Genomic DNA, 25,364 nt, shown 5'->3' with positions numbered 1-25,364 from the left:
AATCTGATATTCAGCTATTCTTTCCCTGAAACCTTCTGGAAAACAGGGAGACACCAATGACCATGTACGCCACGCTGGAAGAAGCTATTGATGCCGCTCGTGAAGAGTTCCTTGCCGATAATCCCGGCGTTGAGGAAGAAGATGCTGACGTGCAACAACTTAATATCCAAAAATATGTTCTGCAGGATGGGGATATTATGTGGCAGGCCGAATTCTTTGCCGACGAAGGTGAAGAAGGGGAATGTTTGCCGGTCCTGAGCGGTGCAGGTGCGCAGGCCGTGTTTGATGGCGACTATGATGAAATCGAGTTACGCCAGGAATGGCTGGAGGAGAATACGCTGCACGAGTGGGATGAGGGCGAATTTCAGCTCGAGCCACCGCTGGATACGGAAGAAGGTCAAACCGCAGCCGATGAATGGGACGAGCGTTAATTTACGCTACTCGTACGGGCCGTGGCTGGCATCGATGGGCAGCAACAGCGTGTCGAAAATCAGCGAGAACGGCAGATCGAGCACCGTCAGGTAGCGCCATGCGGAATCACGGACATCCCATTTTACGCCCGGGTAGTACTGGTTGCCATGGCCCTGACCTGGAATAGTGCGGCTGATGATGCTGCCGCAGCCGCTCAGCAGGCATGCCATCATGACGACGATGATTATTTTCATCAGTAACCTCTAAAAAAATACCGGCCTCACAGCCGGTATTTTATCTGGCGGGTGGCGCTTTGCTTACCCGCCTTGCTTAACCGCTTACTTCGCCTTCAGCGCCAGCGGGTTCAGCTTCAGCTCTTTGTAGTAGTTCACCCACGAAGAGTACTTCTCCGGAGCGGACCATACGCGATAGTGAAGTCTTGCCATCGTGACCGGATCGCTCAGCAGCACCAGACGACGGTCGCGATTGAGTTTTTCCGGGGTCTCGTTAAGCGCCTGCTCAACGTGACGATCGCGGGCAATCTCCAGCACCTGGCTTGCGCGGTGGCGCGCAGTGGCCATTGCCGTCGCCAGAGCGTTGAATGACGGATTAAACACGGCGTGCATAAAGCCATCGTCCAGCGTGCGGTTACGGTTCTGCTCCAGATAGGTATCGGTATCCACCAGCACCTGCGGCGGGGAATACTCTTCCGGGATCAGGAACAGTTTCCAGCGTTTGGTACGCAGCCCTACCGTTGAACGGCTGGAGATCACGGACACAAACGGCGACAGGATCAGCGAGAAGACAATCGGCGCCAGCCAGAACAGGAAGCGCAGATCCAGCCAGGCCATTCCGGCCGCCCACACCAGGCCCAGCAGCAGCTGAGACCCGTGACGCATGAAGGCTTCACTCCACGGCGTGGAGTCGTCATCACGCTGCGGTGAGTTCCAGACCACTTCCCAGCCCAGGAAGGCACTGACCACAAACACGGTGTGGAACAGCATACGCACCGGCGCCAGCAGCACGGAGAACAGCACTTCCAGCAGCAGCGAAAGGGTGACGCGGAAGAATCCGCCGTACTCTTTCGAGCCTTTGCACCAGATCAGGATGATACTGAGCAGCTTAGGCAGGAACAGCAGCACCATGGTGGAAGCAAACAGCGCAATCGCCAGCTCCGGACGCCACTGCGGCCACACCGGGAACAGCTGGCGCGGTTGCAGGAAGTATTGCGGCTCCGTCAGGGCATGGACGACCTGCAGCGCAGTGGAGAGCGCGAGGAACATAAACCACAGCGGTGCGGAGAGATAAGACATTACGCCCGTCAGGAACACCGCACGGTGAACCGGGTGCATCCCTTTTACGAGGAACAGGCGGAAGTTCATCAGGTTACCGTGACACCAGCGGCGGTCGCGCTTGAGCTCGTCCAGCAGGTTCGGCGGCAGCTCTTCGTACGATCCCGGCAGGTCGTAGGCAATCCAGACGCCCCAACCAGCACGACGCATCAGCGCCGCTTCCACGAAGTCATGCGACAGAATCGAACCGGCAAACGAACCCTCGCCCGGCAGCGGCGCCAGCGCACAGTGTTCGATGAACGGCTTCACGCGGATAATGGCGTTGTGGCCCCAGTAGTGCGACTCACCCAACTGCCAGAAGTGCAGACCGGCGGTAAACAGCGGGCCGTAAACACGGGTGGCGAACTGCTGGCAGCGCGCGTACAGGGTGTCCATGCCGGATGCTTTTGGCGAAGACTGAATGATCCCCGCGTTCGGGTTGGCTTCCATCAGACGCACCAGACCGCTCAGGCAGTCACCGCTCATGACGGAGTCAGCATCCAGCACGACCATGTAGCTGTACTGGTTACCCCAGCGGCGGCAGAAGTCATCGATGTTGCCGCTTTTACGCTTCACGCGACGGCGGCGGCGGCGGTAGAAGATCTGTCCTTCGCCCTGCACTTCTGCAATCAGCTCCATCCAGGCTTTTTGTTCTGCCACGCAGATATCCGGGTTGTAACTGTCGCTCAGGATGTAAACGTCGAAATGCGCCGCATTACCGGTTGCCTTTACGGACTCCCAGGTTGCACGCAGCCCCGCAAATACGCGGTCAACGTCTTCGTTACAGATAGGCATAATCAGCGCGGTACGGTGCTCGGGATTGAGGGGTTCATCCCCGACCGTTGACGCCGAAATGCTGTACTTGTCCCGTCCCATCAGCAGCTGCAGGAAGCCCATCAGCGCGGTCCAGAAACCGGCAGAGACCCAGCAGAAGAGAACCGCGAACAGCAGGAGAATGCCGCTCTGCAGGATATACGGCAGCAGCTGCATGAAGGTGACCCAGAGATCCTGGCCCATCATGTCCGTCGGGTTGATAAACGCCCAGCCCTGGTAAGGCAGAATGGTTTTCATATACCAGGTCGCGACAACCGTCTGCGCCAGCGTCAGAAGCAGCAGGATATAACGGCGAATTGTCCCCACGGTACGCCATTTCTGTTCGGAGGCCTGCTCTTCTTTCGTCAGGCGCGACAGATAGCGCGGCGTGACGTCACGCCCGCGCAGGCGATCCCAGAAGCGGCCAACCGGGTTGGTGCGCCATGGATCGGGGAACATTGAGGAACGCGTCGCTTTCGGCATCGCCTGAAGCTGATCGCGTCCTTCGTCGTCTTTAATCAACTGCCCTTCTGCCAGCGAGTCCGGCCAGGCCTGCTCCAGACGCGCCTTGACTGACCCCAGCGGCGTATCATCATCACGGGAAAACTGACGATGTTCGCCATCCAGCGCGGTATGAACCGCGCGGATGTCGCTCTTAGGCAGCGCCGCTTTTTCGATATCCGTCAGCGGCATGGCATCAATATATTCAGATGTATTATTCATTGGCAGGTAGCTGGTAGCTCCAGGTTTCACTCAGCGGCTGATCTTCACTGACCAGCGCAGCACGCATTTCAGTGGTCTGTTTCGGATCTTTCACTTTCACGCGCAGGGTCAGACGCCAGCCTTTGGTAACCGGGTTGTAACGCACGGTGTTCTCTACGATTTCACCGTTGTCACCGATGCTGGCCTGGGCCGACACCGCAGTATCAGGAGACAGTTTCTTCATATCCTGGCCGGTGAAGTCCACGACAAACGCTACCGTACCGTCAGGCTGACGGATCAGGTTAGACTGCTTCACGTCACCCGTAGAACGGCGAGTCTGCGTCACATACGCGTTATCCGGCGCATGCAGCTTATCTTCGTCGCGGCTGAAGGTAATGGTGTACTTGAAGTTCATCTCTTTACCGGCTTCCGGCAGCTGATCCGGCGTCCAGTATGCGACGATGTTGTCGTTGGTTTCGTCGTTGGTTGGGATTTCAACCAGCTCTACCTTGCCTTTACCCCAGTCGCCTTTCGGCGTAACCCAGGCGCTTGGACGCAGGTCATAGCGGTCGTCGAGATCTTCAAAGCGAGAGAACTGACGGCCACGTTGCAGCAGGCCAAAGCCCTGCGGGTTTTCCATCGCAAAGCTGCTGACCGCCAGATGTTTCGGGTTATTCAGCGGACGCCAGATCCACTCACCGTTACCGGCATGAATAGACAGACCGTTGGAGTCATGCAGTTCCGGGCGGAAGTTGGTTGCCGGTGACGGCTGGTTCGGCCCAAACAGGAACATACTGGTCAGCGGAGCGACGCCCAGTTTGCCCACTTTGTCACGCAGGTAAACCTTAGACTGCACGTCAACGACCGTGTCACGACCTGGCATAATCACAAAGCGATAGGCACCGGTTGCGCGTGGGGAATCCAGCAGCGCATAAATAGTCAGACGTTTGTCCGTTGGTTTTGGACGCTCAATCCAGAACTCGCGGAAACGCGGGAACTCTTCACCTGATGGCAGCGCGGTATCAATAGCCAGACCGCGCGCAGAAAGCCCGTACACCTGCCCCGCGCCAATCACGCGGAAGTAGCTGGCGCCAAGCATGCTAACGATTTCGTCGTTTTTATCTTTGCTGTTGATCGGGTAAAGCACCTTGAAGCCTGCGAAGCCCAGGTCTTTCACCGTATCTTTGTCGTGCTGCACATTGCCAAAATTGAAGTAATCCGGGCTGTACTTGATCTTACGTACCGCGGTCGCCGTCACTTCATTGATGGCAACAGGCGTGTCGAAGTACATACCCTGATGATAAAATTCAAGCTTGAACGGGGTTTTAACGTTGTTCCAGTACGCTTTATCGTGGTTGAACTGGATCTGCTGATAGTCCGCATACTTCATGTCGCGGAAAACGGAGGGCAGGTTACTTTTCGGCGCTTCGTAGCTCTTGCCTGCCATCGATTTTGCCTGTTTTGCGACATCGTCGATGTTAAAGGCCAGTGCCGATGAGGTATACAGTGATAACACCACCGCAACACCCAACCAACGCATTTTCATCATCTGTGGTTTATGTTTCATAATAAGTAAGCACTTCCCCCTTTGTGTGCTTATATCGATCCGATCCATTTTAATGGAAACTCAGGCAATCCGACAACATAATCACTGCTTTGTTCAGCTGCTGGCTCATGGATTAAGCAAATGAAAGAACCCGTTATTCACTTTGCGTGCTTATCCTGGAGACAGTGTGTCGGTCTTGGTGTAGGGTTGGCGTCGAATGTAACCATTATGAGCCTTAGGGATAAGGCGAAAAGTCTGAGAATGCGCAACGTTATATGAGCACAACACCGATACAACGGGAATATTTCCTCGACTCGATCCGGGCATGGCTGATGCTATTGGGGATCCCCTTTCATATTTCACTGATTTACTCCAGCCACACGTGGCATGTTAATAGCCAGATGCCCTCCTGGTGGCTGACGCTGTTTAATGACTTTATTCACGCCTTCCGCATGCAGGTGTTTTTTGTCATCTCCGGCTATTTCTCGTACATGCTTTTTTTACGCTATCCGCTTAAGCGCTGGTGGAAAGTGCGCGTGGAGCGCGTAGGTATTCCCATGTTAACCGCCATACCGCTGCTGACGCTGCCGCAGTTCATTATGCTGCAATACGTTAAAGGCAAGGCGGAGAACTGGCCGAATCTCTCGCTGTATGAAAAGTACAACACGCTGGTCTGGGAGCTGGTGTCTCACCTCTGGTTCCTGCTGGTTCTGGTGGTGCTGACCACGGTCAGTCTGGTGATTTTCAGCCGCCTGCGCCGTCATCTCAGCACGACAGCAGACTCTTTCTTCGCTAACGTCACGCTGGGCAAACTGTCGGTGCTCTTCTTACTGCTGGGGATCGCTTATGCCGCGGTGAGACGCACGTTGTTTATCGTCTATCCACCAATACTGAGCGACGGCCTGTTCAATTTTGTGGTGATGCAGTCGCTGTTTTACATTCCGTTCTTTTTGATTGGCGCGCTGGCCTTTATTCATCCGAGGCTTAAAGCGCTGTTTACCACCCCGTCACCGTGGTGCGCGGTGGGTGCGGCCATCGCGTTTGCGGCCTACCTGCTGAACCAGCGCTACGGGAGTGGCGACGCCTGGATGTATGAAACGGAAAGCGTGATCACCATGCTGTTGGGCTTGTGGATGGTGAACGTGGTGTTCGCGCTCGGCCACCGTTTGCTGAACTTTAAGTCCAGCCGCGTGACCTACTTCGTCAATGCCTCACTGTTTATCTATCTGGTGCACCACCCGTTGACGCTGTTCTTCGGGGCATACATCACGCCGCATATCGCATCCAACACGCTGGGCTTCTTTACCGGGCTGGTGTTTGTGGTGGGGATTGCCGTCGTACTCTACGAGATCCATCTGCGGATCCCTCTTCTGCGCTTCCTGTTTTCAGGAAAACCTCAGCCGAAAGCCGCCTGAGCAGCGCGGCGCACTCACGGTGCGCCGCCTTCGCTTCAGCTCTCCAGCTCTTGTCTGCGCTGAGTCAAAAGCCGCTGATAAAGATGCGTGGTGTCTTCATCGAAGCAGACAAAAATCACCTTCTCTGGCAGCGGTTTAAGCGACAAATAGCGGTAAACCGTTTCGACGGCGATGGTCGCCGCTGCCGCCTTAGGATATCCATACACGCCGGTGCTGATGGCCGGGAACGCCATCGTTTTATAGCCGTTGTCGGCGGCAAGCCGCAGACAGTTTCGGTATGCCTCCTCCAGAAGGCTCGCTTCATGCTGGTCTCCGCCGTGCCACACGGGCCCGACAGCATGAATCACCGCTTTGGCAGGAAGGTTGCCCGCCAGCGTAATCACCGCATGGCCCGGAGGGCATTCACCCTGTTGCTGACGCACCATTTTACAGGCTTCCAGTAACTGCGGTCCGGCAGCCCGGTGAATAGCGCCGTCTACGCCTCCTCCCCCCATCAGAGAAGGATTGGCCGCATTGACGATGACGTCGACATGAACTGTCGTAATATCGCCATGAATAACTTCAATTTGCGGTTTCATAAAGCCCCTCTGCTGCCCGCCTTTTTTATAAGTGTATCGCAGAGGGGTTATTGAGAAAAACGATAGGCATAAAACCACGCCCACCGACGGGCGTGCACGGGTATTAACGGTACTGGATCTGAACAACCGCGAGCGTTTTTTCAGGATTCAGGTACGTCATATTCACTGTCGCCAGGCCAGAAGCCGTCGCCTTGCCGTTCAGCGCGTCGCCGTAACTCACCATACGCGTTTGCATACGATTTTTTTCCGGACACGACACCGCCAGCTGCCGCTGCTGCTGTGTAACTTCGCAAGGGTCAGCAACGATTGCGCCGCGAAAGTGAATAACGCCGCCCTGCGCGAGCGTGGCCGAATAAGCTGGAGCGATAAATGCCGAAACAAGCAGGCCCAGACCTGAAATAAGATGTCCAAAAGAGTGGGTCACGATATGTACTCCTCAATGAAAATCGTCCATGAGGGGCAAACGCGCTTCATTATGCAAACGAAGGCTGACGTTACGGAACCTAACAACGCAGTTCCTGATAACAGCTTAGTTCAACGGCAAATATTCACAATGCATTGATTTCATGAATATTTACAGCGCACCCCCGGCTGGCGACCACTGCTGTGATAAATGAAGCGCTTTTCCATCCGTGACGGTGACAACGATGTTGATCGTGTCTTCCGCAGAAATAGTTAAACTCAACCGCGTTAAATCAATCGGCTGATTAGCGGGAATAAAAAGGGTATTTTGCTGTCGCGAAGCACTTTGCCCACTCTGCCCTTCCTTCAAAGAGAGGATCTGAACCTGACAATCACACGGTTCCGTCAAAATGACCTGCGGAATAATGGTCGTCATATTTCCCTGCTGTGACGTTTGAAAGGTTATCTGCCCGGAAAGCGCGGCAAGGAGAATGAAGGTATTCATGAGGAACTCCCGAAAAAAAACAGGGCATCGGCCCTGTTTTTTGTAGTACAGATTTCAGTATCAGTACTGATGCGCTGTCGCGTGGTTACCAAAGCCGATCTGGGTAACGTTGACGGTGGAGTTAGACGCCGTCTGGTCTACGAGCGCACCGTTAAGGCCGCCGTACTGGCTAACATTCATAACGGATTTTTTGCTGTTCCACTGATCGAGTGTCGCACTGTTGCCAAAGCCGTTCTGGGTCAGGTTGATTTTGCTGTCGTCAGAACCCTGACCGACATCAGCCCCGTTACCGCCACCGGTCTGGCTAATATTAAGAACGGAATTTCTGGCATCTGTCTGCAACGCCAGCGCGGAGTTACCGCCACCGTTCTGATAAATATTCAGGGTTGAATTTGGACCACTGTTTCCGCCATGACCGTGTCCATGACCCCATCCGCCCTGATTAATCATACCAGCCATAGCACTACCAGAAACGACGATTGCTGCAAGTGCTGCCACTTTGATAAATTTCATGGTAAACCCCCATCGGATTGATTAACGTCGTCGCGAAATAGCTAGCGCTGAATAACGCGAATTGCCATCTGCGACTGTTTCTGCACTACAACTGCGGTTTTCTGCGTACCGTACTGCGTAATATTTGCTCTATTACCCGACCCTTTCTGGATAATTTTCGCACTATTACCATATCCATCCTGCGTAATACCTGCATCGTTCCCGTTACCGCTCTGATCGATCCAGGCAATATTGTAAGTCCCTGATTGATCAACTCTCGCTCTGTTGCCTGCCCCATCCTGAGAAATGACGGACAAGAGTTTCGATCCTTCCTGGCGAAGCTGAGCGTCATTAAATACGCCCTGTTGACCAATAATGGCTGCCTGATTTAATGATGAATAACTTAATTCATTAACCGCAAAATTATATTCAGCGTTTGCTAAATCTGAATTCGCGGCGGTTACAAATCCAGGCGCACCCAGTAATGTAAACATCAAAAATAACGATGTGTTTTTCATGTTGTCACCCTGGACCCGGCTACCTGAAAACACCCTGATCGTATTTCGTATTAAACGACTCGTTTTTGTTAACGCGTCGTTACGGTGAAGAGTATGTCCGCTGAAACATTTTAAATATCTCACCCGCGCGGCTTATTTTTATTTTTCAGGTCACCACAAAGTTTTAATTTGCACCATAAAAGGCATGACACAGGCCGTTTTTATTTTTTATGAAATATTTATGCGCGACATGTTGTACAACGGCGCGAAAGCCGTCCATGCCCCTTCCCGCGTTGTTTAAGCGTAACGCCAGGATGACATTTTCTTCAGGGCGTGACACAAGGCGAGTTTTCTTAAGCCAGAAAAACCAGAACGGCATGACTTAGAAAGTATCAGTTACTCATACCTGGGTACAAACTAAATAAAATAATAAATACTTATAAATATTAACTGGTTAATTATATTTGTATGATTTTTAAAATCTATGCACTACTATTTCCATGTACAACTTTCATATCAAATAGCAACATTCAAAATCTGCAATTTTCACAAATTAATATTGATTTTTACATCTTGTTACATGATTAACACTTGCTTTAAAATTCGTAAAAGCTAGATTGAAATTAGATGTACGAAATTGGTTTTATATTTACCTCCCTGTGGAGGTTATGTTCTGATTCTACACACAGCAGTGCAACATCTGTCAGTACTTCTGGTGCCCTCTTCTTTACAGAGAGGGCGGCTGTCAGGTGCCAAAAATAAGTGGGGTTTCATCATGTATAATGAAGTCCATAGTTTACATGGTCATACATTACTGTTGATCACAAAACCTTCTCTGCAAGCGACAGCTTTATTACAACATTTAAAGCAATCTCTATCACTGAACGGGAAATTGCATAATATTCAACGTTCTTTTGATGATATTGCGCCTGGCAGCATCATTCTGTTTGATATGATGGAAGCCGATAAAAAGCTTATCCATTACTGGCAAGATAACTTAAGCAGGAAAAACAATAATATCCGCGTGTTATTATTGAATACGCCTGATGAATATCCTTTCAGAGATATTGAAAGCTGGCCGCATATCAATGGCGTGTTCTACGTCACTGAAGAAGAGGTTCGGGTGGTAGATGGTCTGCAAGGCATATTGCGCGGCGAATGCTATTTCTCGCAAAAGCTGGCCAGCTACCTCATCACGCACTCCGGAAATTACCGCTATAACAGTTCGGAATCAGCGCTGCTCACCCACCGTGAGAAAGAGATCCTGAACAAATTACGCATTGGTGCTTCAAATATTGAAATCGCCCGTTCGTTATTTATCAGCGAAAATACGGTAAAGACGCACCTTTATAATCTTTTCAAGAAGATAGCTGTTAAAAACCGAACTCAGGCGGTTTCATGGGCAAACGATAACCTCAGGCGTTAATCACATGAAGCGCACGTTGAGTTGGATCGCCGCAGCGAGTCTCCTGCTCGCTGCAGGGAACCTGCAGGCCGTTGAGGTCGAAGTTCCCGGATTGTTAACTGACCACACTGTCTCATCGATCGGGCACAGTTTTTACCGGGCCTTCAGCGATAAATGGGACAGTCCTTACACGGGTAATTTAACAATCAACGAGCGGCCCAGTGCACGTTGGGGAAGCTGGATAACCATAACGGCCAATCAGGACGTTATTTATCAAACGTTTTTATTCCCCTCGAAAACAGACTTCGATAAAAACGTAGCCTTAGCACTGGCTCAAACTGAAGACGCTATTAATCGCCTGCAAATAGATAAAGCCCTATTAAGCACCAGCGATTTAGCAAAAGATGAGTTCTAGCGAACCGATATGCGGAGGCTGTCATGCGTATTGCATATGCAGTTGTTTCGATCATGCTTATTGCTCCCCTGAGCTGGGCCGGAAATATGACCTTCCAGTTCCGTAACCCTAACTTTGGCGGTAACCCCAACAACGGTGCCTTTCTGCTGAATCAAGCTCAGGCACAAAACTCCTATAAAGATCCGAGCTTTCAGGATTTTACCGTTGATACCCCTTCCGCACTGGATAACTTCACCCAGGCTATCCAGTCGCAGATTTTAGGGGGATTGCTGACCAACATTAATACCGGCAAACCCGGCCGAATGATGACCAACGACTTTATCGTCGACATCGCCAACAGGGACGGACAGCTCCAGTTGAATGTGACCGATCGTAAAACCGGAAAAACTTCCACCATAGAGGTTTCCGGCCTGCAAAATAATTCAACTGACTTTTAAACAATAGCTAAATAAGGACAACGACCATGCAGCGCTTCCTGATATTTGTTGCAGTGTGCTTATTGAGCGGTTGTTTAACTGCTCCGCCTAAAGAAGCTGCAAAACCCACATTAATGCCGCGGGCCCAGAGTTACCGTGATTTAACCCATTTGCCTTCACCTACGGGCAAGATATTTGTCTCGGTATACAACATTCAGGATGAAACCGGACAATTTAAGCCTTATCCGGCAAGTAACTTCTCCACCGCGGTGCCGCAAAGCGCCACCGCCATGCTGGTGACTGCACTTAAAGATTCGCACTGGTTTATTCCGCTGGAACGCCAGGGGCTTCAGAATCTGTTAAATGAACGAAAAATCATTCGTGCCGCGCAGGAGAATGGCACCGTTGCGGACAATAACCGGATGCCTCTGCAGTCTCTGGCCGCCGCAAACGTGATGATTGAAGGGTCGATTATCGGTTACGAGAGCAATGTGAAATCGGGTGGCGTGGGCGCGCGCTACTTCGGTATCGGCGCAGATACCCAGTACCAGCTCGACCAAATTGCGGTTAACCTGCGCGTCGTGAACGTCAGTACCGGTGAAGTGCTCTCTTCGGTCAACACCAGCAAAACGATATTGTCTTATGAAGTTCAGGCTGGGGTATTCCGCTTTATTGATTACCAGCGCCTGCTGGAGGGAGAAATTGGCTACACCTCTAACGAACCGGTCATGATGTGTCTGATGTCAGCCATTGAAACCGGCGTGATCTTCTTAATCAACGATGGTATCGATCGCGGGCTGTGGGATCTGCAAAACAAAGCGGACGTACAGAACCCGATCCTGGTGAAATACCGTGATATGTCGGTGCCTCCGGAATCCTGACGGGCAGCGCATAAAAAAAGGCGAGATGATTATCTCGCCTTTTTTTTATTCACTCACCGCGGTGATGTTTTGCGTTTTTTCCCGTCGCGCCGCCAGCCAAAGACCGCTGTTCTTCATGGCGTAGCCAAACAGCAGCCCCAGCGCCAGGGAAGGAACCACCAGCTTCCAGTCCCCCTGCCCGGCAAAGGTTGCGCAGGCCCCCATAAAGGTTCCCGGCACAAACGACAGCAACAGATGCTTCGCCTGGATGCACATCAGGAAGGCGACGACACCCGTCATGACGTACCCCAGCATATCCAGATGCGGCGCCAGCGCGCTGCCTTTCATGATGACCAGCGCCCAGATAACGCCGCTCATCAGCGTGCAGCCTGAGATAAAGAGCCCTTTCAGCCCGCCCTGAGGACAGGCGAAATAGGCCGTGCAGCCCAGGAAGCCAGCCCAGCTTAACAGACCGAGAGACACCGCTACCCATCCCCAAATACCGGAGAGGATGCCCGTCGTGATTGCAATACAAAGTAATATGTTCATGGCGCGCATCTTAGCAGAAGCGCGCCATAGAAATGAGATCAGAAGCACATTACGTGCAAGTTGAAATGTATCGTTGCAGGATTTTTGTGATTTACATCACTCTTCACTCTCTTCTTCCAGCTCGTCCCACATTGCTGCAATGGCGTCACGCGTCAGCGGGGCCAGCGTTCGCCAGAACGGAGAGGTGGCATGGGCTTCCACTTTTCCCAGGAAGGTCCCCACCCACGGCAGCAGATACGTTTCGAAGAGGATCCCGATGGCTTCATTTTCATCGTCGCCAGCGTTGTCTTCGATCCAGGACGCGGCCAGCAGCAGCGTACCGATATGATCGGCTGGGGTATCGCTCAGCGGCATCCCGCGTTCTGAAAGGAATGCCCGCACTTCCGCTTCGGTCGCGCCTTCCTGCCAGGCGGAACGATACGGCGACACGCGGCACTCTTCGCCCACGAACAGAGCATTGTAGTCCGTTGAGATCTGCTGCATATCGCAGTTTTTCTGCAGGCGCTCCAGTAACTCATCCTGTTCCAGCGGCCAGTTCTGCGCCAGTTTACCTTCGCGAATCAGCGTAAACAGCGGCACCAGCAGCGGGTCCTGCGGCTGGCGGTAATACAGGGAGCCCAGCACGCGGCAAAGGATGGAAAATTCATTCATTGTTTTATTCCGTTATTCAATTAAAGATCGGCAAATTCATCAATCGGCGCCATGCCGCGCGACTCGAGGAAATCAAGCATACGACGCGGCGTGACGTTCAGGATGCGCTCTTCCGGGAAATCCACATCCTGCAATATTTTCAGGCACTCGCTAAAATCCCCCAGCGTGAAGGCCGTGTGCGAATCAGAGCCCAGCGCCACCATGCCACCCGCATCACGCACGGCGGCAGCCACTTCGCGACAGTTGGCTTCACTGCCTTTACGCGAGTGCACGAACGAGGAGTTATTAATCTCCAGCGCCACGCGGTGTTTCGCCGCGGCCTGCGCCACGGCCGGAATATCAATCGGGTATTTCGGATTGCCCGGATGGCTGATGATGTGCACATTGCCGCTGGCAATAGTGGCAATCATCGCCGCGGTATTGGTCTCTTTATCCTGCGGCGGGAAAACCGGCTCATGGAAGCCGGCAAGGATCAGATCTAAGGAGGTCAGCATCGGGCCGGTACAGTCAATTTCACCGTCGGTGTTTTTGATGTTCGCCTCAATGCCGCGCAGTATCCCAATGCCGTCCACCAGACGTGGCCAGATACGCATATTCACAAAATGCCAGTAGTGCGGCGCATCCGCCATATCCGGGCCGTGATCGGTTATCGCGAACAGCTTGATGCCCTTAAGCTTCGCCTGGGCAATATAATCATGGAGGTTGCTATACGCGTGGGTGCTGGCGACGGTGTGCATATGCAGGTCAACGGGATACATCTTTCTCTCCTCTGCGTTTTTTCCAAAGGATAGCAGTTATCAGCGGCGAATATTAGCAAAAACCCGGCGAACGCCGGGTTTCTCTCAGTAGCCGCGCTGTCGGTCGACCTGTCCGGTGACCGGGTTACCCTTCTCTATTTCACCGATCGTGTGCGAGATATAGGCCACCGCCTCGGCAGGTCGCGTCACGGCGGCAACGTGCGGAGTCATTGCCACGCGCGGGTGTCGCCACAGCGGGCTTTCCTCCGGCAGCGGCTCACGGCTGTAGACATCCAGCATGGCGCCTTTAAGCTTCCCGCTATCCAGCGCCTTCAGCAGATCCGGCTCGACCAGATGCACGCCGCGCGCCAGGTTCATCAGGTAGCTCTGGTCGTCCAGCTGGTTGAGCAGGCCTTCATTGATAATCCCCACCGTTTCCGCCGTATTGGGCAGCAGGTTAATCAGCACACGCGTGCCGTTCAGGAAGGCCGGAAGCTCATCCGTTCCGGCAAAGCTCTCAACGCCCGGATAGTCTTTACGGCTGCGGCTCCAGCAGCGCAGCGGGAAGCCCCACGGCGCGAGCGCTTCAGCCACTTTCGAACCCAGCACGCCCGCGCCGAGGATACCAACGGTAAACGCTTCGCGCGGATATTCAGGCAACGGCTCCCAGCGGGATTGCTGCTTAAGCGCCTGATAGTCATCAAAGCGGCGGAACCAGTGCAGCACCTGGCTGACGGCATATTCCTGCATTTGCTGGCCCATACCGGTATCTTCCAGGCGGAACAGAGGAATATCTTCCGGCAGCATTTCAGGGTGTGCTTTCAGCTTGCTCAGAATGGAATCCACGCCGGCTCCAAGCGCAAACACGGCCTTTAGCTTACGGCCCTGGAGCATTTCTACCGGCGGATGCCAGACCAGCGCGTAGTCAGCATGTTCGTTATCGCCCCGCTTCCACTCACGAACGCGAGCGCCCGGCAGTGCCGCAGAAAGTGCCTTAATCCAGTAAGCCGTATCAAAAGTGGGGTGATAGAAGAGTATATCCATAGTCAATCCTGCCTTTTATTGCGCTGATTTATTTTGCTTTTTAACTGGACGGTCAGCATAGCAAATTTATTGCGTGACCGTGTTGTTGATAAAAAAGACGCTTTCAGCACATTTAAGAATCATGTTGCCTGAAGTTTGTCTAAACGCGCTAAATTACTGAAAAAGTGGGTTGACGGCAGTTCGGCTTTTCCTTACATTAGCGCCCGTCCCAGCAACAACGGGATGACAATATGGTGAGGTGTCCGAGTGGCTGAAGGAGCACGCCTGGAAAGTGTGTATACGGCAACGTATCGGGGGTTCGAATCCCCCCCTCACCGCCATATTTTAAGAAGAGCTCGCATGAAAATGCGGGCTTTTTTTTCGCATGTTGCACGCCTGCGGGGGGATGAGAACCCCCGACCGGGGTTCGACAACTGGCGCAGCCAGTTGGACAGACTGTGAGCAAAGCGAACAGGCTGCCCGCAGGGCGAGCGAAGCGAGTCAATCCCCCCCGGTGCTATATTCAGCTCGGTGCAGCCTGAGCGCCTCACCCTAACCCTCTCCCCAAAAGGGCGAGGGGATCGTTACTCCTCCACCATCCGCGCATACTCTTCAGTAAGAAAATCCACCAGCGTTCTGACGGACGGCAGCAAACCTCGCCTGGAAGGATAAACAGCGTGAATCACTTCCCGTCGGGGTTCCCATGCGTCCAGCACCCTTACCAGTTCCCCGGATGCCAGCTGATCCTTGACCATCAAAATCGGCAGCTGCACCACGCCCACCCCCGCCATCGCCGCTTCACGCAGCGCCAGCATGTCGGTGGTAATAAAGCGCGGCGTGTAATGAATCGCGGCTTTCGCTCCTTCCGGCCCGCTCAGCTCCCATCTGTGCAGCTGCTTTCCCACCCCCATGCTCAAACCCGGCCACTCGCTCAGCTCAGAGGGCACGGCAGGGTGACCCATCCGCGCAATCAGCGCAGGGCTCGCCACCAGGCAGTGTCCCCTGTCTGCCAGCACTCTTAACACCAGGTCGCTGTCATCAAACGGACGTGGACGAACGCGGATCGCCACGTCGATGCCCTCTCCCACCAGATCAACCCGTCGGTTGGTGGCCTCAAGCTGAAGATTGATCCCCGGATAGCGCGCCATAAACCGCGCCAGCATGGGCCCCACGTGCACGTGCAGCAAGGTGACCGGACAGGTGATCCTGACCACGCCGCGTGGCTCGGCCTGCAACGCCGCCACCGCCTCTTCCGCAGCTTCGGCCTCTACCAGCATGGCTTTACAGTGCTGATAGAACGTCTGCCCCACTTCCGTCACCGTAAACTGCCGGGTGGTGCGCTGGATCAACCGCACGCCAAGGCGCTCTTCCAGCTGGGCAATCCGGCGGCTCAGTTTTGACTTGGGCTGATCGAGCGCCCGACCCGCCGCCGCAAATCCACCATGGTCCACCACCTTCACAAACCACGCGAAATCATTGAGATCCTGCATACGCCCTCATCGTTCCATATTCAGAACAGTGAATGTCATTTTCACTATCTACCGGGATATTAACCCTGAATATAAGCTAATTACATCAACAGAACATCAGGAGTTCATCATGAAAAACGTAACAGGCGTTTATACCGCACCTCGTCCGCACTGGGTCGGTGACGGTTTCCCGGTTCGTTCAATGTTTTCTTACCAGACGCACGGCGAGCCGCTGAGCCCGTTTCTGCTGCTGGACTATGCCGGACCGTACACCTTCCCGGCGGACGGCGCGAAACGCGGCGTGGGCGAGCATCCTCATCGCGGCTTTGAAACGGTGACCATCGTTTACGCCGGCGAAGTGGAGCATCGCGACTCCACCGGCAGAGGCGGCATTATTGGCCCCGGCGACGTGCAGTGGATGACGGCGGGCGCAGGCATCCTGCACGAGGAGTTCCACTCCAGCGCCTTCGCGCAGAAAGGCGGTGAACTAAAAATGATGCAGTTGTGGGTCAACCTGCCCGCCAAAGACAAAATGGCGACGCCCGGCTACCAGAGCATCACCAAAGCGGATATCCCGGTGGTCACGCTGCCGGATAACAGCGGCACGCTGCGGGTCATCGCCGGTCGCCTTGAGGACGTGACGGGCCCGGCCCATACCTTCTCACCGCTGAACGTCTGGGACATCGCGCTTAACCAGGGCAGCCATCTGACGCTCAACCAGCCCGAAGGCTGGAGCACGGCGCTGGTGGTACTTGAGGGCAGCGTAACGGTGAACGGCACCACGCCAGCGGGTGAAGCGCAGCTGGTTGTGCTAAGTCAGAGCGGTGAAAAGCTGCATCTGGAAGCGAACAGCGACGCGAAATTGCTGCTGATGGCCGGTGAGCCGCTGAATGAACCGATTGTGGGCTACGGCCCGTTTGTGATGAACAGTAAAACCGAGATCGCGGAAGCCATTCGTGATTTCAACTCCGGCCGCTTTGGCCAGATCTGAACGTAATTAAGGAGCGCAATATGTCTACCCCTGCAAACTTCAACGGTGCACGTCCCGTCATTGACGTAAATGATGCCGTCATGCTGCTTATCGACCACCAGAGCGGGCTGTTCCAGACCGTCGGCGACATGCCCATGCCGGAGCTGCGCGCCCGTGCGGCGGCGCTGGCAAAGATCGCCACGCTGGCGAAGATCCCGGTGATCACCACCGCCTCCGTTCCACAGGGACCGAACGGCCCGCTTATCCCGGAGATCCACGCCAACGCGCCGCATGCGCAGTATGTGGCCCGCAAAGGTGAGATCAACGCCTGGGATAACCCGGAATTCGTGGCGGCGGTAAAAGCTACCGGTCGCAAGACGTTAATTATTGCAGGCACGATCACCAGCGTCTGCATGGCCTTCCCGTCCATCAGCGCGGTGGCGGACGGATATAAAGTGTTTGCGGTGATTGATGCCTCCGGCACCTACAGCAAAATGGCGCAGGAGATCACCCTGGCCCGCGTGGTCCAGGCAGGCGTGGTGCCGATGGATACCGCCGCTGTGGCCTCTGAGATCCAGCGAACCTGGAACCGTGAAGATGCGGCTGAATGGGCTGAGGTATACACCCACATCTTCCCGGCCTACCAGCTGCTGATCGAAAGCTACGGCAAAGCGCAGGAGGTGGTGAAAAACAGCGAAGTGCTCGATTCGCAGCGTTAATCCTGCGCTATACGACATAAGCTGATTAAGGCTTAACCGAACAAGCACGAATGCAGAAAATCTGCTTGACCGCTTTCGCGCAACTCCCTATAGTAGCGCCCCGTTGCCCCCCAAGCGGTCAGGCAGCAAAACAATATGGTGAGGTGTCCGAGTGGCTGAAGGAGCACGCCTGGAAAGTGTGTATACGGCAACGTATCGGGGGTTCGAATCCCCCCCTCACCGCCATATTTTAAGAAGAGCTCGCATGAAAATGCGGGTTTTTTTTTCGCATATTGCACGCCTGTGGGGGGATGAGAACCCCCGACCGGGGTTCGACAACTGGCGCAGCCAGTTGGACAGACTGTGAGCAAAGCGAACAGGCTGCCCGCAGGGCGAGCGAAGCGAGTCAATCCCCCCCTCACCGCCATATTTTAAGAAGAGCTCGCATGAAAATGCGGGCTTTTTTTTCGCATATTGCACGCCTGTGGGGGGATGAGAACCCCCGACCGGGGTTCGACAACTGGCGCAGCCAGTTGGACAGACTGTGAGCAAAGCGAACAGGCTGCCCGCAGGGCGAGCGAAGCGAGTCAATCCCCCCCTCACCGCCATATTTTAAGAAGAGCTCGCATGAAAATGCGGGCTTTTTTTTCGCATATTGCACGCCTGTGGGGGGATGAGAACCCCCGACCGGGGTTCGACAACTGGCGCAGCCAGTTGGACAGACTGAGAGCGAAGCGAACAGGCTGCCCGCAGGGCGAGCGAAGCGAGTCAATCCCCCTCAGTGCTATATTCAGCTCGGTGCGGCCTGAGACCCTCACCCTAACCCTCTCCCCAGGGGAGAGGGAATAAAATGCACATAAAACAAAGCCCGGTTTCCCGGGCCTTGAACGCAACAGCACACTCAGTAATACGCTTGCAGCGTCCGTTGACACAGCGCCGAACGCACGCAGTCCTCTTTGGTGAAGCGTACCACCCCAATCATCTCATCTTCCTCAAAACGTGACATGGCGTCGCTGAGGCCGGACTTCACGCCCGACGGCAGGTCACACTGGGTAATATCGCCGTTGACGATAACCGTCACGTTCTCCCCGAGGCGCGTTAAAAACATCTTCATTTGCGCAGCGGTCACGTTCTGAGCCTCGTCGAGAATAACGACCGCATTTTCAAATGTACGTCCGCGCATATAGGCGAACGGCGCGATTTCCACCTTGCCAATCTCTGGTCGCAGGCAGTACTGCATAAAGGATGCACCCAGCCGCTTCACCAGCACGTCATAGACGGGCCTGAAGTACGGAGCAAACTTCTCCGAAATATCGCCGGGCAGGAAGCCGAGATCTTCATCAGCTTGCAGTACAGGACGGGTAACAATAATGCGCTCCACGTCCTTATGGATCAGCGCTTCCGCCGCTTTGGCTGCACTGATCCAGGTTTTCCCGCATCCGGCTTCACCGGTTGCAAAGATGAGCTGTTTACTCTCGATAGCATTCAGGTAGTGCGCCTGAGCCTCATTGCGCGCCACAATTGGAGAATTATCACGGCTGTCTCTGGCCATGCCAATTGCTTCTACGCCACTCATCTGCACAAGCGAGGTGACCGATTCTTCTTCACGCTGTTTATGGCTACGTGAGTCCCGTCTCAGCACACGTTTTGCTTCGCGACGAGCTTTGATCACTGCTTTTTGTCTTCCCATGGATAGCACCTTGAGTTGTTGGTATTCATCACACGCGCCAGCTTCGGCACGATTATGCGCACGAACATCAGAGGGTTGGCTTCCTTGTAAGCCATTGCTTGCTTTATCAGATGACGATACAGAACGGCTACGCGCACCGGTCTGCACGTCGGTCGAATCAGGTTCTTGAGATGTGGGGGAGAATTTAGTGGTGAGGAAATCGCTGCCGGAGTCTGAGCCTCCGCGCCGGGTGCTGCGGTTGTTATGTTTACCTTGTCCAGTACAGGACGCAACCATTCGCGATCTCCATAGTGATTCAGCATCACTGCCGGGAACTACCGCTGTATTATCTTAAGTACATCAGGAGTTATCATAAATGCAACATTTATTTTACCTGAATGCAACTTTTAAGACTGTTCCTGCAGCGGAATCAGTCTTATATATGAATATTACAGAAATATAACAATAAGATAGTCATATGAAAAAATAATGTCCCCGCGAACTATCGCAGGGACGATTATCAGGCTTCCATCAGACCTTGTGCGAGATACGCGCCAGCATCGCGCGCGCCGGGCAGGGCAAAGAAATAGCCGCCGCCGATGGGCTTAATGTACTCTTCCAGCGCTTCGCCGTTTAACCGCTTCTGCACGGTCAGGAAGCCTTTCTCCAGATCGTGCTGATAGCAGACGAACAGTAGCCCCATATCAAGCTGGCCGGAATTGGTCACGCCCAGCGAATAGCTGTAGCCACGGCGCATCATCAGGCTGGACTGCGTCTCTTTGGTGCGGGGGTTGGCAAGGCGAATATGGCTGTCGAGCGCGATAATGTCGCCATCCGGGTCGTTCGCGTAGTCCGGCACATCATGCTCGTGCTTCATGCCCAGCGGCGCCCCGCTCTGCTTGTCACGGCCAAAAATCGTCTGCTGCTCTTTCAACGGCGTGCGGTCCCAGAACTCCACGTGGAACTGAATAATGCGCACAGCCTGGTAGCTGCCGCCCACCGCCCATGCGGGTTCCCCCTGATCTGCCGTCACCCACACCACGTCTTTCATCAGCGCCGCATCGCTGCTGTCCGGGTTGGCCGTGCCGTCCTTAAAGCCCAGCAGGTTAACCGGCGTCTCTTTGCCTTTGCTGCGGGCGGCGTGGTCAGAGATAAACCCTTCCCGCTTCCAGCGCACGCTCAGCAGATCCGGCGTGTGCTTGATGATATCGCGCAGGGCGTGGATCACCGTGTCCTGGGTATTGGCACAAATCTGCAGGAGCAGATCGCCGTGGCATAGCGCCGCGTCGAGGGAGTCATTCGGGAAGCGCGTCATCTTCTGCAGCGCGTTCGGCTTCTGTTTTGCCAGGCCGTAGCGGCCGTCAAACAGCGACTCCCCTACCGACACGGTAATGGTCAGGTTATCCGGCGCGATAAACGCCCCGAGGATACCGGAATCCATCGGCGGCAAGCGCGGGTTCGGCGTATCCGGTGCCGGCCCGCCCGCGGTAAGAAACGCGATGCGCGCCGTCAGCAGGCGGAACAGACGCTCCAGATCCGCCTTATCGCTGGCCAGCGAATCAAAGGCCACCAGCATCATGGAAGCCTGCTGCGGCGTGAGAATACCCGCCTGGTGCGCGCCATAAAACGGCTGGGTCTCCATGCGGGCATCCGGCGAGAGCGTACCGGGCGCGCTCTGCGATTTCGCCGCATGCGCCACCGGGCAACCTCCCGCCAGGGCAAACGCGCCGCCCAGCGCCCCTACCCCTTTTAACAAACGACGTCGGGAAGGTTCCGCCACGTCGAATTCTTCGTGCTTGTGCATCGTGCTTAGTCCAGACCCAGTACGCCGCGCAGCAGGGAGAGATCTTCCGCCAGCGTCGTAATCGGGCCTTTCAGCGCGTTACGGTCGGCGTCGGTCAGCTTGTCGTAGGTTTCGAACCCGTCTTTGGTACGGTACTTCGCCAGGATGGTATCGACCTTTTTGAAGTTGGCATCTACTTTCGCCAGCAGTTCGCCGCTCTCTTTCTGCAGCTGAGGACGCAGCAGCTCGACAATCTTCTGCGCACCGTCGACGTTGGCCTGGAAGTCCCACAGGTCGGTGTGGCTGTAGCGATCTTCTTCACCGCTGATTTTGCTCGCGGCCACTTCTTCAATCAGACCGGCCGCGCCGCCCACCACCTTCGACGGCGGGAAGGCAAGCTCGCTGATGCGCTTTTGCAGCTCCAGCACGTCGGTGTTCAGCTGCCCGGCGTATTTCTCCATTCCTTTGGTGGAGTTATCGCCAAACAGGGCTTTTTCCAGACGGTGGAAGCCGGTGAATTTCGGATCGGCGGCCTTCTGCTCGTAGTCATCTTCGCGGGCATCAATGCTGCCGTCGAGGTCAGAGAACAGCTCGGCAATCGGCTCGATGCGCTCGTAGTGCTGACGGGTTGGCGCGTACAGGGATTTCGCTTTTTCGATATCGCCCGCTTTCACGGCGTCGGTGAAGGCTTTGGTACCCGTGACCAGGTCCGCCGTCTCTTTGGTGACGTAGGCTTTATAGGCGGTGATAGCGTCGCCCAGGCTCAGCAGGGCCGTGCCTTTGGCCGCGTCCGCCGTCGCTGCACCTTTGACGATCAGCTTGCCTTTAGGGTTGGTCAGCAGGCCGCAGGTCATGTCGTATTCACCCGGCTGCAGGTTGGCGGTCATCTTCTGACTGAAGCCTGGCGCGATGTTCTCGCGCTCTTCCACCACCATCACGCCTTTGAGGATCTCCCACTCCAGCGCCTTCTGGCTGTGGTTCTGAATGATAAACTGGGTTTTACCGCTGTTAACCGTGATGGTCATCGGCTCACACTGCTTATCGTTAACGGTGACTTTTACCTGCGGAATATCCGCAGCCTGCGCAGCGAATGCAGAAGCGAACAGCGCGGCAATGCCTGCGCACAATGCACTACGACGAAACTGAATTGCCATGACTCTTCCCTTAAAAAGTATGTTGTAACTAAAACAATAATTACGGCGCAACGCGCGACGCCTGCGAACCGGTACGCGGCGGCATCGCGAACAGCACCAGCGCCGGAACCAGATAGATAAAGTACATCGCCACTTCGCTGACGCTCGGCGTTTCCTGGTAGCCGAAGATGCCTTCGAGCAGGGTGCCGGTCAGTGAATGGGTGGAGAGAACGTTGCTAAGATCGAACGCCACGTCCTGGAAGTGGTTCCACAGGCCCGCCTCGTGGAAGGCGCGGATCGCCCCTGCTGCCAGCCCCGCGGCCACCAGCAGAATGAACAGGCTGGTCCACTTAAAGAAGGCGCCCAGGTTGAGGCGAATGCCGCCCCAGTAGAGCAGAAAGCCCAGCACCACCGCCGTTGCCAGACCGAGCATGGCGCCCAGCGGCGGCCAGATGCCCACGTCCTGCTGGAATGCCGCCAGCAGGAAGAAAACCGATTCCAGACCCTCGCGCGCCACGGCGAAAAAGACCATCATGATCAGCGCCCAGCCGTGGTGATTCCCCTTCTGCAGGGCGTTATCCACCGCCTGCTCCAGCTGCACCTTCACGTTGCGGGAAACTTTGCGCATCCAGAAGACCATCCACGTCAGGATGAACACCGCAATCACGGCGACGATACCTTCAAACAGCTCCTGCTCTTTCTGCGGGAATTCGCCGGTGGTTTCATTGATGAGGATACCTAAGCCCAGGCAGAGCGCCGCGGCAAGGAAGACGCCAACCCACATCACGCCAATCCAGCGCCCACGCTGGGTGCGCTTCAGATAGCTGGCGATAAGGCTGACAATCAGGGCCGCTTCAAGGCCTTCACGTAACATAATGAGAAATGGAACAAACATGCCGACACCTTAAATGTTTATCGCGGTCAACTGATGCAAAGAAAGGTAAATTCTTGTGATAGTGATTATCATTACGGCGGAAGGAAACACAAGCGAAATGTGTGGTGATTTGATGACGAGTTGTAAACTCAAAGCCTGTTAATAGTTGCCACCGTTACCGTTAAGTTTATAAGTTATAATAAAAATGCCCATTTACGGTTAACCAGTGCTGTGGCTAAATATCCGCCTCAAAAACCAACCGAAAATATTCCATGTTTAAGATTGTCCATTTCCTGCTGGCGCTGGTGATTATTCTTGCGCTTGCCTGGCTGGTGAGTTTCGACCGCCGAAAAATTCGCATTCGTTATGTTTTACAGCTGATTGTTATTGAAATTGCCCTGGCGTTCTTTTTCCTGCACGCCGAAAGCGGGCTATTCCTGATTAAATACGTTTCCGGCTTCTTTGAGTCACTGCTTAAATTTGCCTCGGAAGGGACGAATTTCGTCTTTGGCGGAATGGGAGAAAAAGGGCTGGCGTTTATTTTCCTCGGCGTGCTGTGTCCGATTATTTTTATTTCCGCACTGATTGGTATTCTCCAGCACTGGCGGATCCTGCCGATTTTTATTCGAATCATCGGAACGCTGCTGTCAAAGCTGAACGGCATGGGCAAGCTGGAATCGTTCAACGCGGTGAGCTCGCTGATCCTCGGCCAGTCGGAAAACTTCATTGCCTATAAAGGCGTGCTGGGGGATCTCTCCTCGCGTCGTCTGTTCACCATGGCGGCCACGGCCATGTCGACGGTCTCCCTGTCGATTGTCGGTGCCTATATGACCATGCTCGACGCCAAATTTGTCGTTGCCGCGCTGATCCTGAACATGTTCAGCACCTTTATTATTCTCTCGGTCATTAACCCGGTGCGTCCGGAAGCCGAGCCGGATATCAAGCTGGAAAAACTGCACGAATCCCAGAGCTTCTTTGAAATGCTGGGCGAGTATATTCTGGCCGGTTTTAAGGTGGCGATGATTATTCTGGCGATGCTGATTGGTTTTATCGCCCTCATCAGCGCCGTTAACGCCCTCTTCTCCAGCGTATTCGGCATGAGCTTCCAGCAGATCCTGGGCTATGTGTTTTATCCGCTGGCGTGGCTTATCGGGATTCCGCTCAGCGATGCGTTAAACGCGGGCAGCATTATGGCAACCAAGCTGGTGGCGAATGAATTTGTAGCGATGATTGAGCTGCAAAAAATTGCTCATGAAATGTCACCGCGCGGGCTGGGTATTTTGTCCGTCTTCCTCGTCTCGTTTGCCAACTTCGCCTCCATCGGCATCGTCGCCGGGGCGATTAAGGGGCTGAACGAGCAGCAGGGCAACGTGGTGTCGCGGTTTGGTCTGCGCCTGGTATACGGTGCGACGCTGGTGAGCCTGCTGTCGGCGAGCTTTGCGGGATTAGTGCTGTAAATAGCTTTGCTACAAAACAACAACGGCGGGTTATCCCGCCGTTTTTTATTAAAACTGTACGCACACCGGCTGGTCGACCCGCATCACCGATTCCTGCGCGAAACGAGACTTATAGATCCCGCGCAACGCTTCGATGTTCTTCTCGCTCTGCGCATCTTTACCGTGGATCAGCATTAACGCTTTGCTGGGTTCACGCGCCACTTTCCCGTCGTTCCCCAGCCACTGCCCGCGCGCATCAAACACCGTTAAGCCATCGCGAAAACGCGGCGTCACGTCCTGGTCAACAAACTGCTGCCACTCGCTGCCGGTAATCTGCGCCCCTGCCGGGCGATTCAAGCCAAAATAGAGCGTGGTCTGCTGCATCTGGTTATCCGCTTTGCAGGTCTCTACCGCCGCATGTTGCGATGACGCGTTGCAGCCCGCCAGCATCAATAATGCCGCCGCCATTACCCCTGTTTTGATGGTCATGTATCGCTATCCTCATTGTTATAAGCACATGGATATCACAGGAAAATACGGATTTTGGCAAGAAAAAAGCCGGGTGGCGCTTGCGCTTACCCGGC

The 25,364-nt window shown here is 54.5% G+C and carries 27 protein-coding genes, 2 tRNA genes and 2 other RNA genes; 13 read left to right on the top strand and 18 right to left on the bottom strand.

What is annotated here, in order from left to right; translation table 11 throughout:
- Window positions 1-56: 56 nt before the first annotated feature.
- On the top strand, window positions 57-431 hold the full coding sequence (locus IM291_RS01215; protein WP_028012687.1) for a MysB family protein: 375 nt from the start codon (window positions 57-59) through the stop codon (window positions 429-431).
- Window positions 432-437: 6 nt separating this feature from the next.
- Here the strand turns inward: IM291_RS01215 and IM291_RS01210 are convergent, their stop codons facing one another.
- The 3 genes from IM291_RS01210 to mdoG form a co-directional block, all read right to left on the bottom strand.
- Window positions 438-665 carry a YceK/YidQ family lipoprotein gene (locus IM291_RS01210; RefSeq protein WP_013097162.1) on the bottom strand — a complete coding sequence of 76 codons (228 nt, stop codon included), beginning with the start codon at window positions 663-665 and terminating at the stop codon, window positions 438-440.
- An 84-nt stretch (window positions 666-749) separates the two neighbouring features.
- A complete protein-coding gene (gene mdoH / locus IM291_RS01205; RefSeq protein ID WP_192985936.1) occupies window positions 750-3,278 on the bottom strand; it encodes a glucans biosynthesis glucosyltransferase MdoH in 2,529 nt (842 codons plus the stop codon).
- Window positions 3,271-4,824 (bottom strand): glucans biosynthesis protein MdoG, encoded by a 1,554-nt coding sequence (mdoG, locus tag IM291_RS01200; protein WP_028012685.1) that lies wholly within the window; start codon window positions 4,822-4,824, stop codon window positions 3,271-3,273. The genes mdoH and mdoG overlap by 8 nt, the downstream gene beginning before the upstream one ends.
- A 254-nt stretch (window positions 4,825-5,078) precedes the next feature.
- Here mdoG and mdoC point away from each other — a divergent pair, with 254 nt between their 5' ends.
- Window positions 5,079-6,218 carry a glucans biosynthesis protein MdoC gene (gene mdoC, locus IM291_RS01195; protein ID WP_041910534.1) on the top strand — a complete coding sequence of 380 codons (1,140 nt, stop codon included), beginning with the start codon at window positions 5,079-5,081 and terminating at the stop codon, window positions 6,216-6,218.
- Window positions 6,219-6,253: 35 nt separating this feature from the next.
- On the opposite strand, the gene ymdB is transcribed toward mdoC, so the two are convergent.
- From ymdB to csgB, 5 genes are all read right to left on the bottom strand, one after another.
- A complete protein-coding gene (ymdB, locus tag IM291_RS01190; protein WP_045630081.1) occupies window positions 6,254-6,796 on the bottom strand; it encodes an O-acetyl-ADP-ribose deacetylase in 543 nt (180 codons plus the stop codon).
- A gap of 103 nt (window positions 6,797-6,899) precedes the next feature.
- Window positions 6,900-7,220: a hypothetical protein gene (locus tag IM291_RS01185; RefSeq protein WP_048998810.1), complete on the bottom strand. Its 321-nt coding sequence runs from the start codon at window positions 7,218-7,220 to the stop codon at window positions 6,900-6,902.
- A gap of 150 nt (window positions 7,221-7,370) precedes the next feature.
- Entirely contained in the window at window positions 7,371-7,703 is a 333-nt protein-coding gene (gene csgC / locus IM291_RS01180) for a curli assembly chaperone CsgC (RefSeq protein WP_041910536.1), read from the bottom strand.
- Window positions 7,704-7,763: 60 nt separating this feature from the next.
- The gene (csgA, locus tag IM291_RS01175) at window positions 7,764-8,216 is read right to left on the bottom strand and encodes a curli major subunit CsgA (protein ID WP_047368274.1); all 453 of its coding nucleotides are present in this window, start codon (window positions 8,214-8,216) and stop codon (window positions 7,764-7,766) included.
- A gap of 41 nt (window positions 8,217-8,257) precedes the next feature.
- Window positions 8,258-8,713: a curli minor subunit CsgB gene (gene csgB / locus IM291_RS01170; RefSeq protein ID WP_028012679.1), complete on the bottom strand. Its 456-nt coding sequence runs from the start codon at window positions 8,711-8,713 to the stop codon at window positions 8,258-8,260.
- A 754-nt stretch (window positions 8,714-9,467) separates the two neighbouring features.
- On the opposite strand from csgB, the gene csgD reads away from it, so the two are divergent.
- The 4 genes from csgD to csgG are packed head-to-tail and all read left to right on the top strand — an operon-like array spanning window position 9,468 to window position 11,809.
- On the top strand, window positions 9,468-10,118 hold the full coding sequence (csgD, locus tag IM291_RS01165) for a biofilm master transcriptional regulator CsgD (protein WP_028012677.1): 651 nt from the start codon (window positions 9,468-9,470) through the stop codon (window positions 10,116-10,118).
- Between the two features lie 4 nt (window positions 10,119-10,122).
- Window positions 10,123-10,512, top strand: coding sequence for a curli production assembly/transport protein CsgE (gene csgE / locus IM291_RS01160; protein WP_048998812.1), 390 nt, complete (start codon window positions 10,123-10,125; stop codon window positions 10,510-10,512).
- 23 nt (window positions 10,513-10,535) lie between these two features.
- Entirely contained in the window at window positions 10,536-10,949 is a 414-nt protein-coding gene (gene csgF / locus IM291_RS01155) for a curli production assembly/transport protein CsgF (protein WP_028012675.1), read from the top strand.
- Between the two features lie 26 nt (window positions 10,950-10,975).
- Entirely contained in the window at window positions 10,976-11,809 is an 834-nt protein-coding gene (gene csgG / locus IM291_RS01150; RefSeq protein WP_028012674.1) for a curli production assembly/transport protein CsgG, read from the top strand.
- A 45-nt stretch (window positions 11,810-11,854) separates the two neighbouring features.
- On the opposite strand, the gene IM291_RS01145 is transcribed toward csgG, so the two are convergent.
- From IM291_RS01145 to ghrA, 4 genes are all read right to left on the bottom strand, one after another.
- Window positions 11,855-12,337 (bottom strand): DUF1097 domain-containing protein, encoded by a 483-nt coding sequence (locus IM291_RS01145; RefSeq protein ID WP_075206640.1) that lies wholly within the window; start codon window positions 12,335-12,337, stop codon window positions 11,855-11,857.
- Between the two features lie 96 nt (window positions 12,338-12,433).
- A complete protein-coding gene (locus tag IM291_RS01140; protein WP_048998814.1) occupies window positions 12,434-12,988 on the bottom strand; it encodes a molecular chaperone in 555 nt (184 codons plus the stop codon).
- 20 nt (window positions 12,989-13,008) lie between these two features.
- The gene (locus IM291_RS01135) at window positions 13,009-13,746 is read right to left on the bottom strand and encodes a phosphatase (RefSeq protein WP_048998815.1); all 738 of its coding nucleotides are present in this window, start codon (window positions 13,744-13,746) and stop codon (window positions 13,009-13,011) included.
- 84 nt (window positions 13,747-13,830) lie between these two features.
- Window positions 13,831-14,769, bottom strand: a complete 939-nt coding sequence (ghrA, locus tag IM291_RS01130; protein ID WP_028012670.1) for a glyoxylate/hydroxypyruvate reductase GhrA — start codon at window positions 14,767-14,769, stop codon at window positions 13,831-13,833.
- A gap of 232 nt (window positions 14,770-15,001) precedes the next feature.
- Between ghrA and IM291_RS01125 the strand changes: the two genes are divergently transcribed.
- A tRNA-Ser gene (locus IM291_RS01125) sits at window positions 15,002-15,089 on the top strand.
- Between the two features lie 243 nt (window positions 15,090-15,332).
- Here the strand turns inward: IM291_RS01125 and IM291_RS01120 are convergent.
- The gene (locus IM291_RS01120; protein WP_059356856.1) at window positions 15,333-16,238 is read right to left on the bottom strand and encodes a LysR family transcriptional regulator; all 906 of its coding nucleotides are present in this window, start codon (window positions 16,236-16,238) and stop codon (window positions 15,333-15,335) included.
- A 109-nt stretch (window positions 16,239-16,347) separates the two neighbouring features.
- On the opposite strand from IM291_RS01120, the gene IM291_RS01115 reads away from it, so the two are divergent.
- The 5 genes from IM291_RS01115 (at window position 16,348) to IM291_RS01095 (ending at window position 18,493) form a co-directional block, all read left to right on the top strand.
- Window positions 16,348-17,208: a pirin family protein gene (locus IM291_RS01115; protein ID WP_048999532.1), complete on the top strand. Its 861-nt coding sequence runs from the start codon at window positions 16,348-16,350 to the stop codon at window positions 17,206-17,208.
- Window positions 17,209-17,228: 20 nt separating this feature from the next.
- Window positions 17,229-17,906 carry an isochorismatase family protein gene (locus IM291_RS01110; protein ID WP_025755865.1) on the top strand — a complete coding sequence of 226 codons (678 nt, stop codon included), beginning with the start codon at window positions 17,229-17,231 and terminating at the stop codon, window positions 17,904-17,906.
- Window positions 17,907-18,043: 137 nt separating this feature from the next.
- Window positions 18,044-18,131: transfer RNA gene (locus IM291_RS01105), tRNA-Ser, on the top strand.
- Window positions 18,132-18,175: 44 nt separating this feature from the next.
- Window positions 18,176-18,312, top strand: a non-coding RNA gene (locus IM291_RS01100) — RtT sRNA.
- 44 nt (window positions 18,313-18,356) lie between these two features.
- Window positions 18,357-18,493, top strand: a non-coding RNA gene (locus tag IM291_RS01095) — RtT sRNA.
- Window positions 18,494-18,786: 293 nt separating this feature from the next.
- Here IM291_RS01095 and phoH read toward each other — a convergent pair.
- From phoH to efeU, 4 genes are all read right to left on the bottom strand, one after another.
- Complete coding sequence (gene phoH, locus IM291_RS01090; RefSeq protein ID WP_024908976.1) at window positions 18,787-19,575, bottom strand: phosphate starvation-inducible protein PhoH; 789 nt, start codon at window positions 19,573-19,575, stop codon at window positions 18,787-18,789.
- Between the two features lie 499 nt (window positions 19,576-20,074).
- Window positions 20,075-21,358: an iron uptake transporter deferrochelatase/peroxidase subunit gene (gene efeB, locus IM291_RS01085; RefSeq protein WP_192985935.1), complete on the bottom strand. Its 1,284-nt coding sequence runs from the start codon at window positions 21,356-21,358 to the stop codon at window positions 20,075-20,077.
- A gap of 5 nt (window positions 21,359-21,363) precedes the next feature.
- The gene (efeO, locus tag IM291_RS01080) at window positions 21,364-22,491 is read right to left on the bottom strand and encodes an iron uptake system protein EfeO (protein WP_192985934.1); all 1,128 of its coding nucleotides are present in this window, start codon (window positions 22,489-22,491) and stop codon (window positions 21,364-21,366) included.
- Between the two features lie 40 nt (window positions 22,492-22,531).
- Window positions 22,532-23,365, bottom strand: coding sequence for an iron uptake transporter permease EfeU (gene efeU, locus IM291_RS01075; protein WP_028012665.1), 834 nt, complete (start codon window positions 23,363-23,365; stop codon window positions 22,532-22,534).
- A 251-nt stretch (window positions 23,366-23,616) separates the two neighbouring features.
- Here efeU and IM291_RS01070 point away from each other — a divergent pair, with 251 nt between their 5' ends.
- Window positions 23,617-24,801 carry a NupC/NupG family nucleoside CNT transporter gene (locus tag IM291_RS01070; RefSeq protein ID WP_047368266.1) on the top strand — a complete coding sequence of 395 codons (1,185 nt, stop codon included), beginning with the start codon at window positions 23,617-23,619 and terminating at the stop codon, window positions 24,799-24,801.
- Window positions 24,802-24,849: 48 nt separating this feature from the next.
- Here the strand turns inward: IM291_RS01070 and IM291_RS01065 are convergent, their stop codons facing one another.
- Window positions 24,850-25,269 carry a DUF3574 domain-containing protein gene (locus IM291_RS01065; protein WP_192970893.1) on the bottom strand — a complete coding sequence of 140 codons (420 nt, stop codon included), beginning with the start codon at window positions 25,267-25,269 and terminating at the stop codon, window positions 24,850-24,852.
- Window positions 25,270-25,364 lie beyond the last annotated feature (95 nt).

It is taken from the genome of Enterobacter cloacae complex sp. P27C (assembly GCF_014895705.1).
In the GTDB taxonomy this organism is placed as follows: domain Bacteria; phylum Pseudomonadota; class Gammaproteobacteria; order Enterobacterales; family Enterobacteriaceae; genus Enterobacter; species Enterobacter bugandensis.
This window is presented reverse-complemented; position numbering and strand designations above follow the sequence as displayed.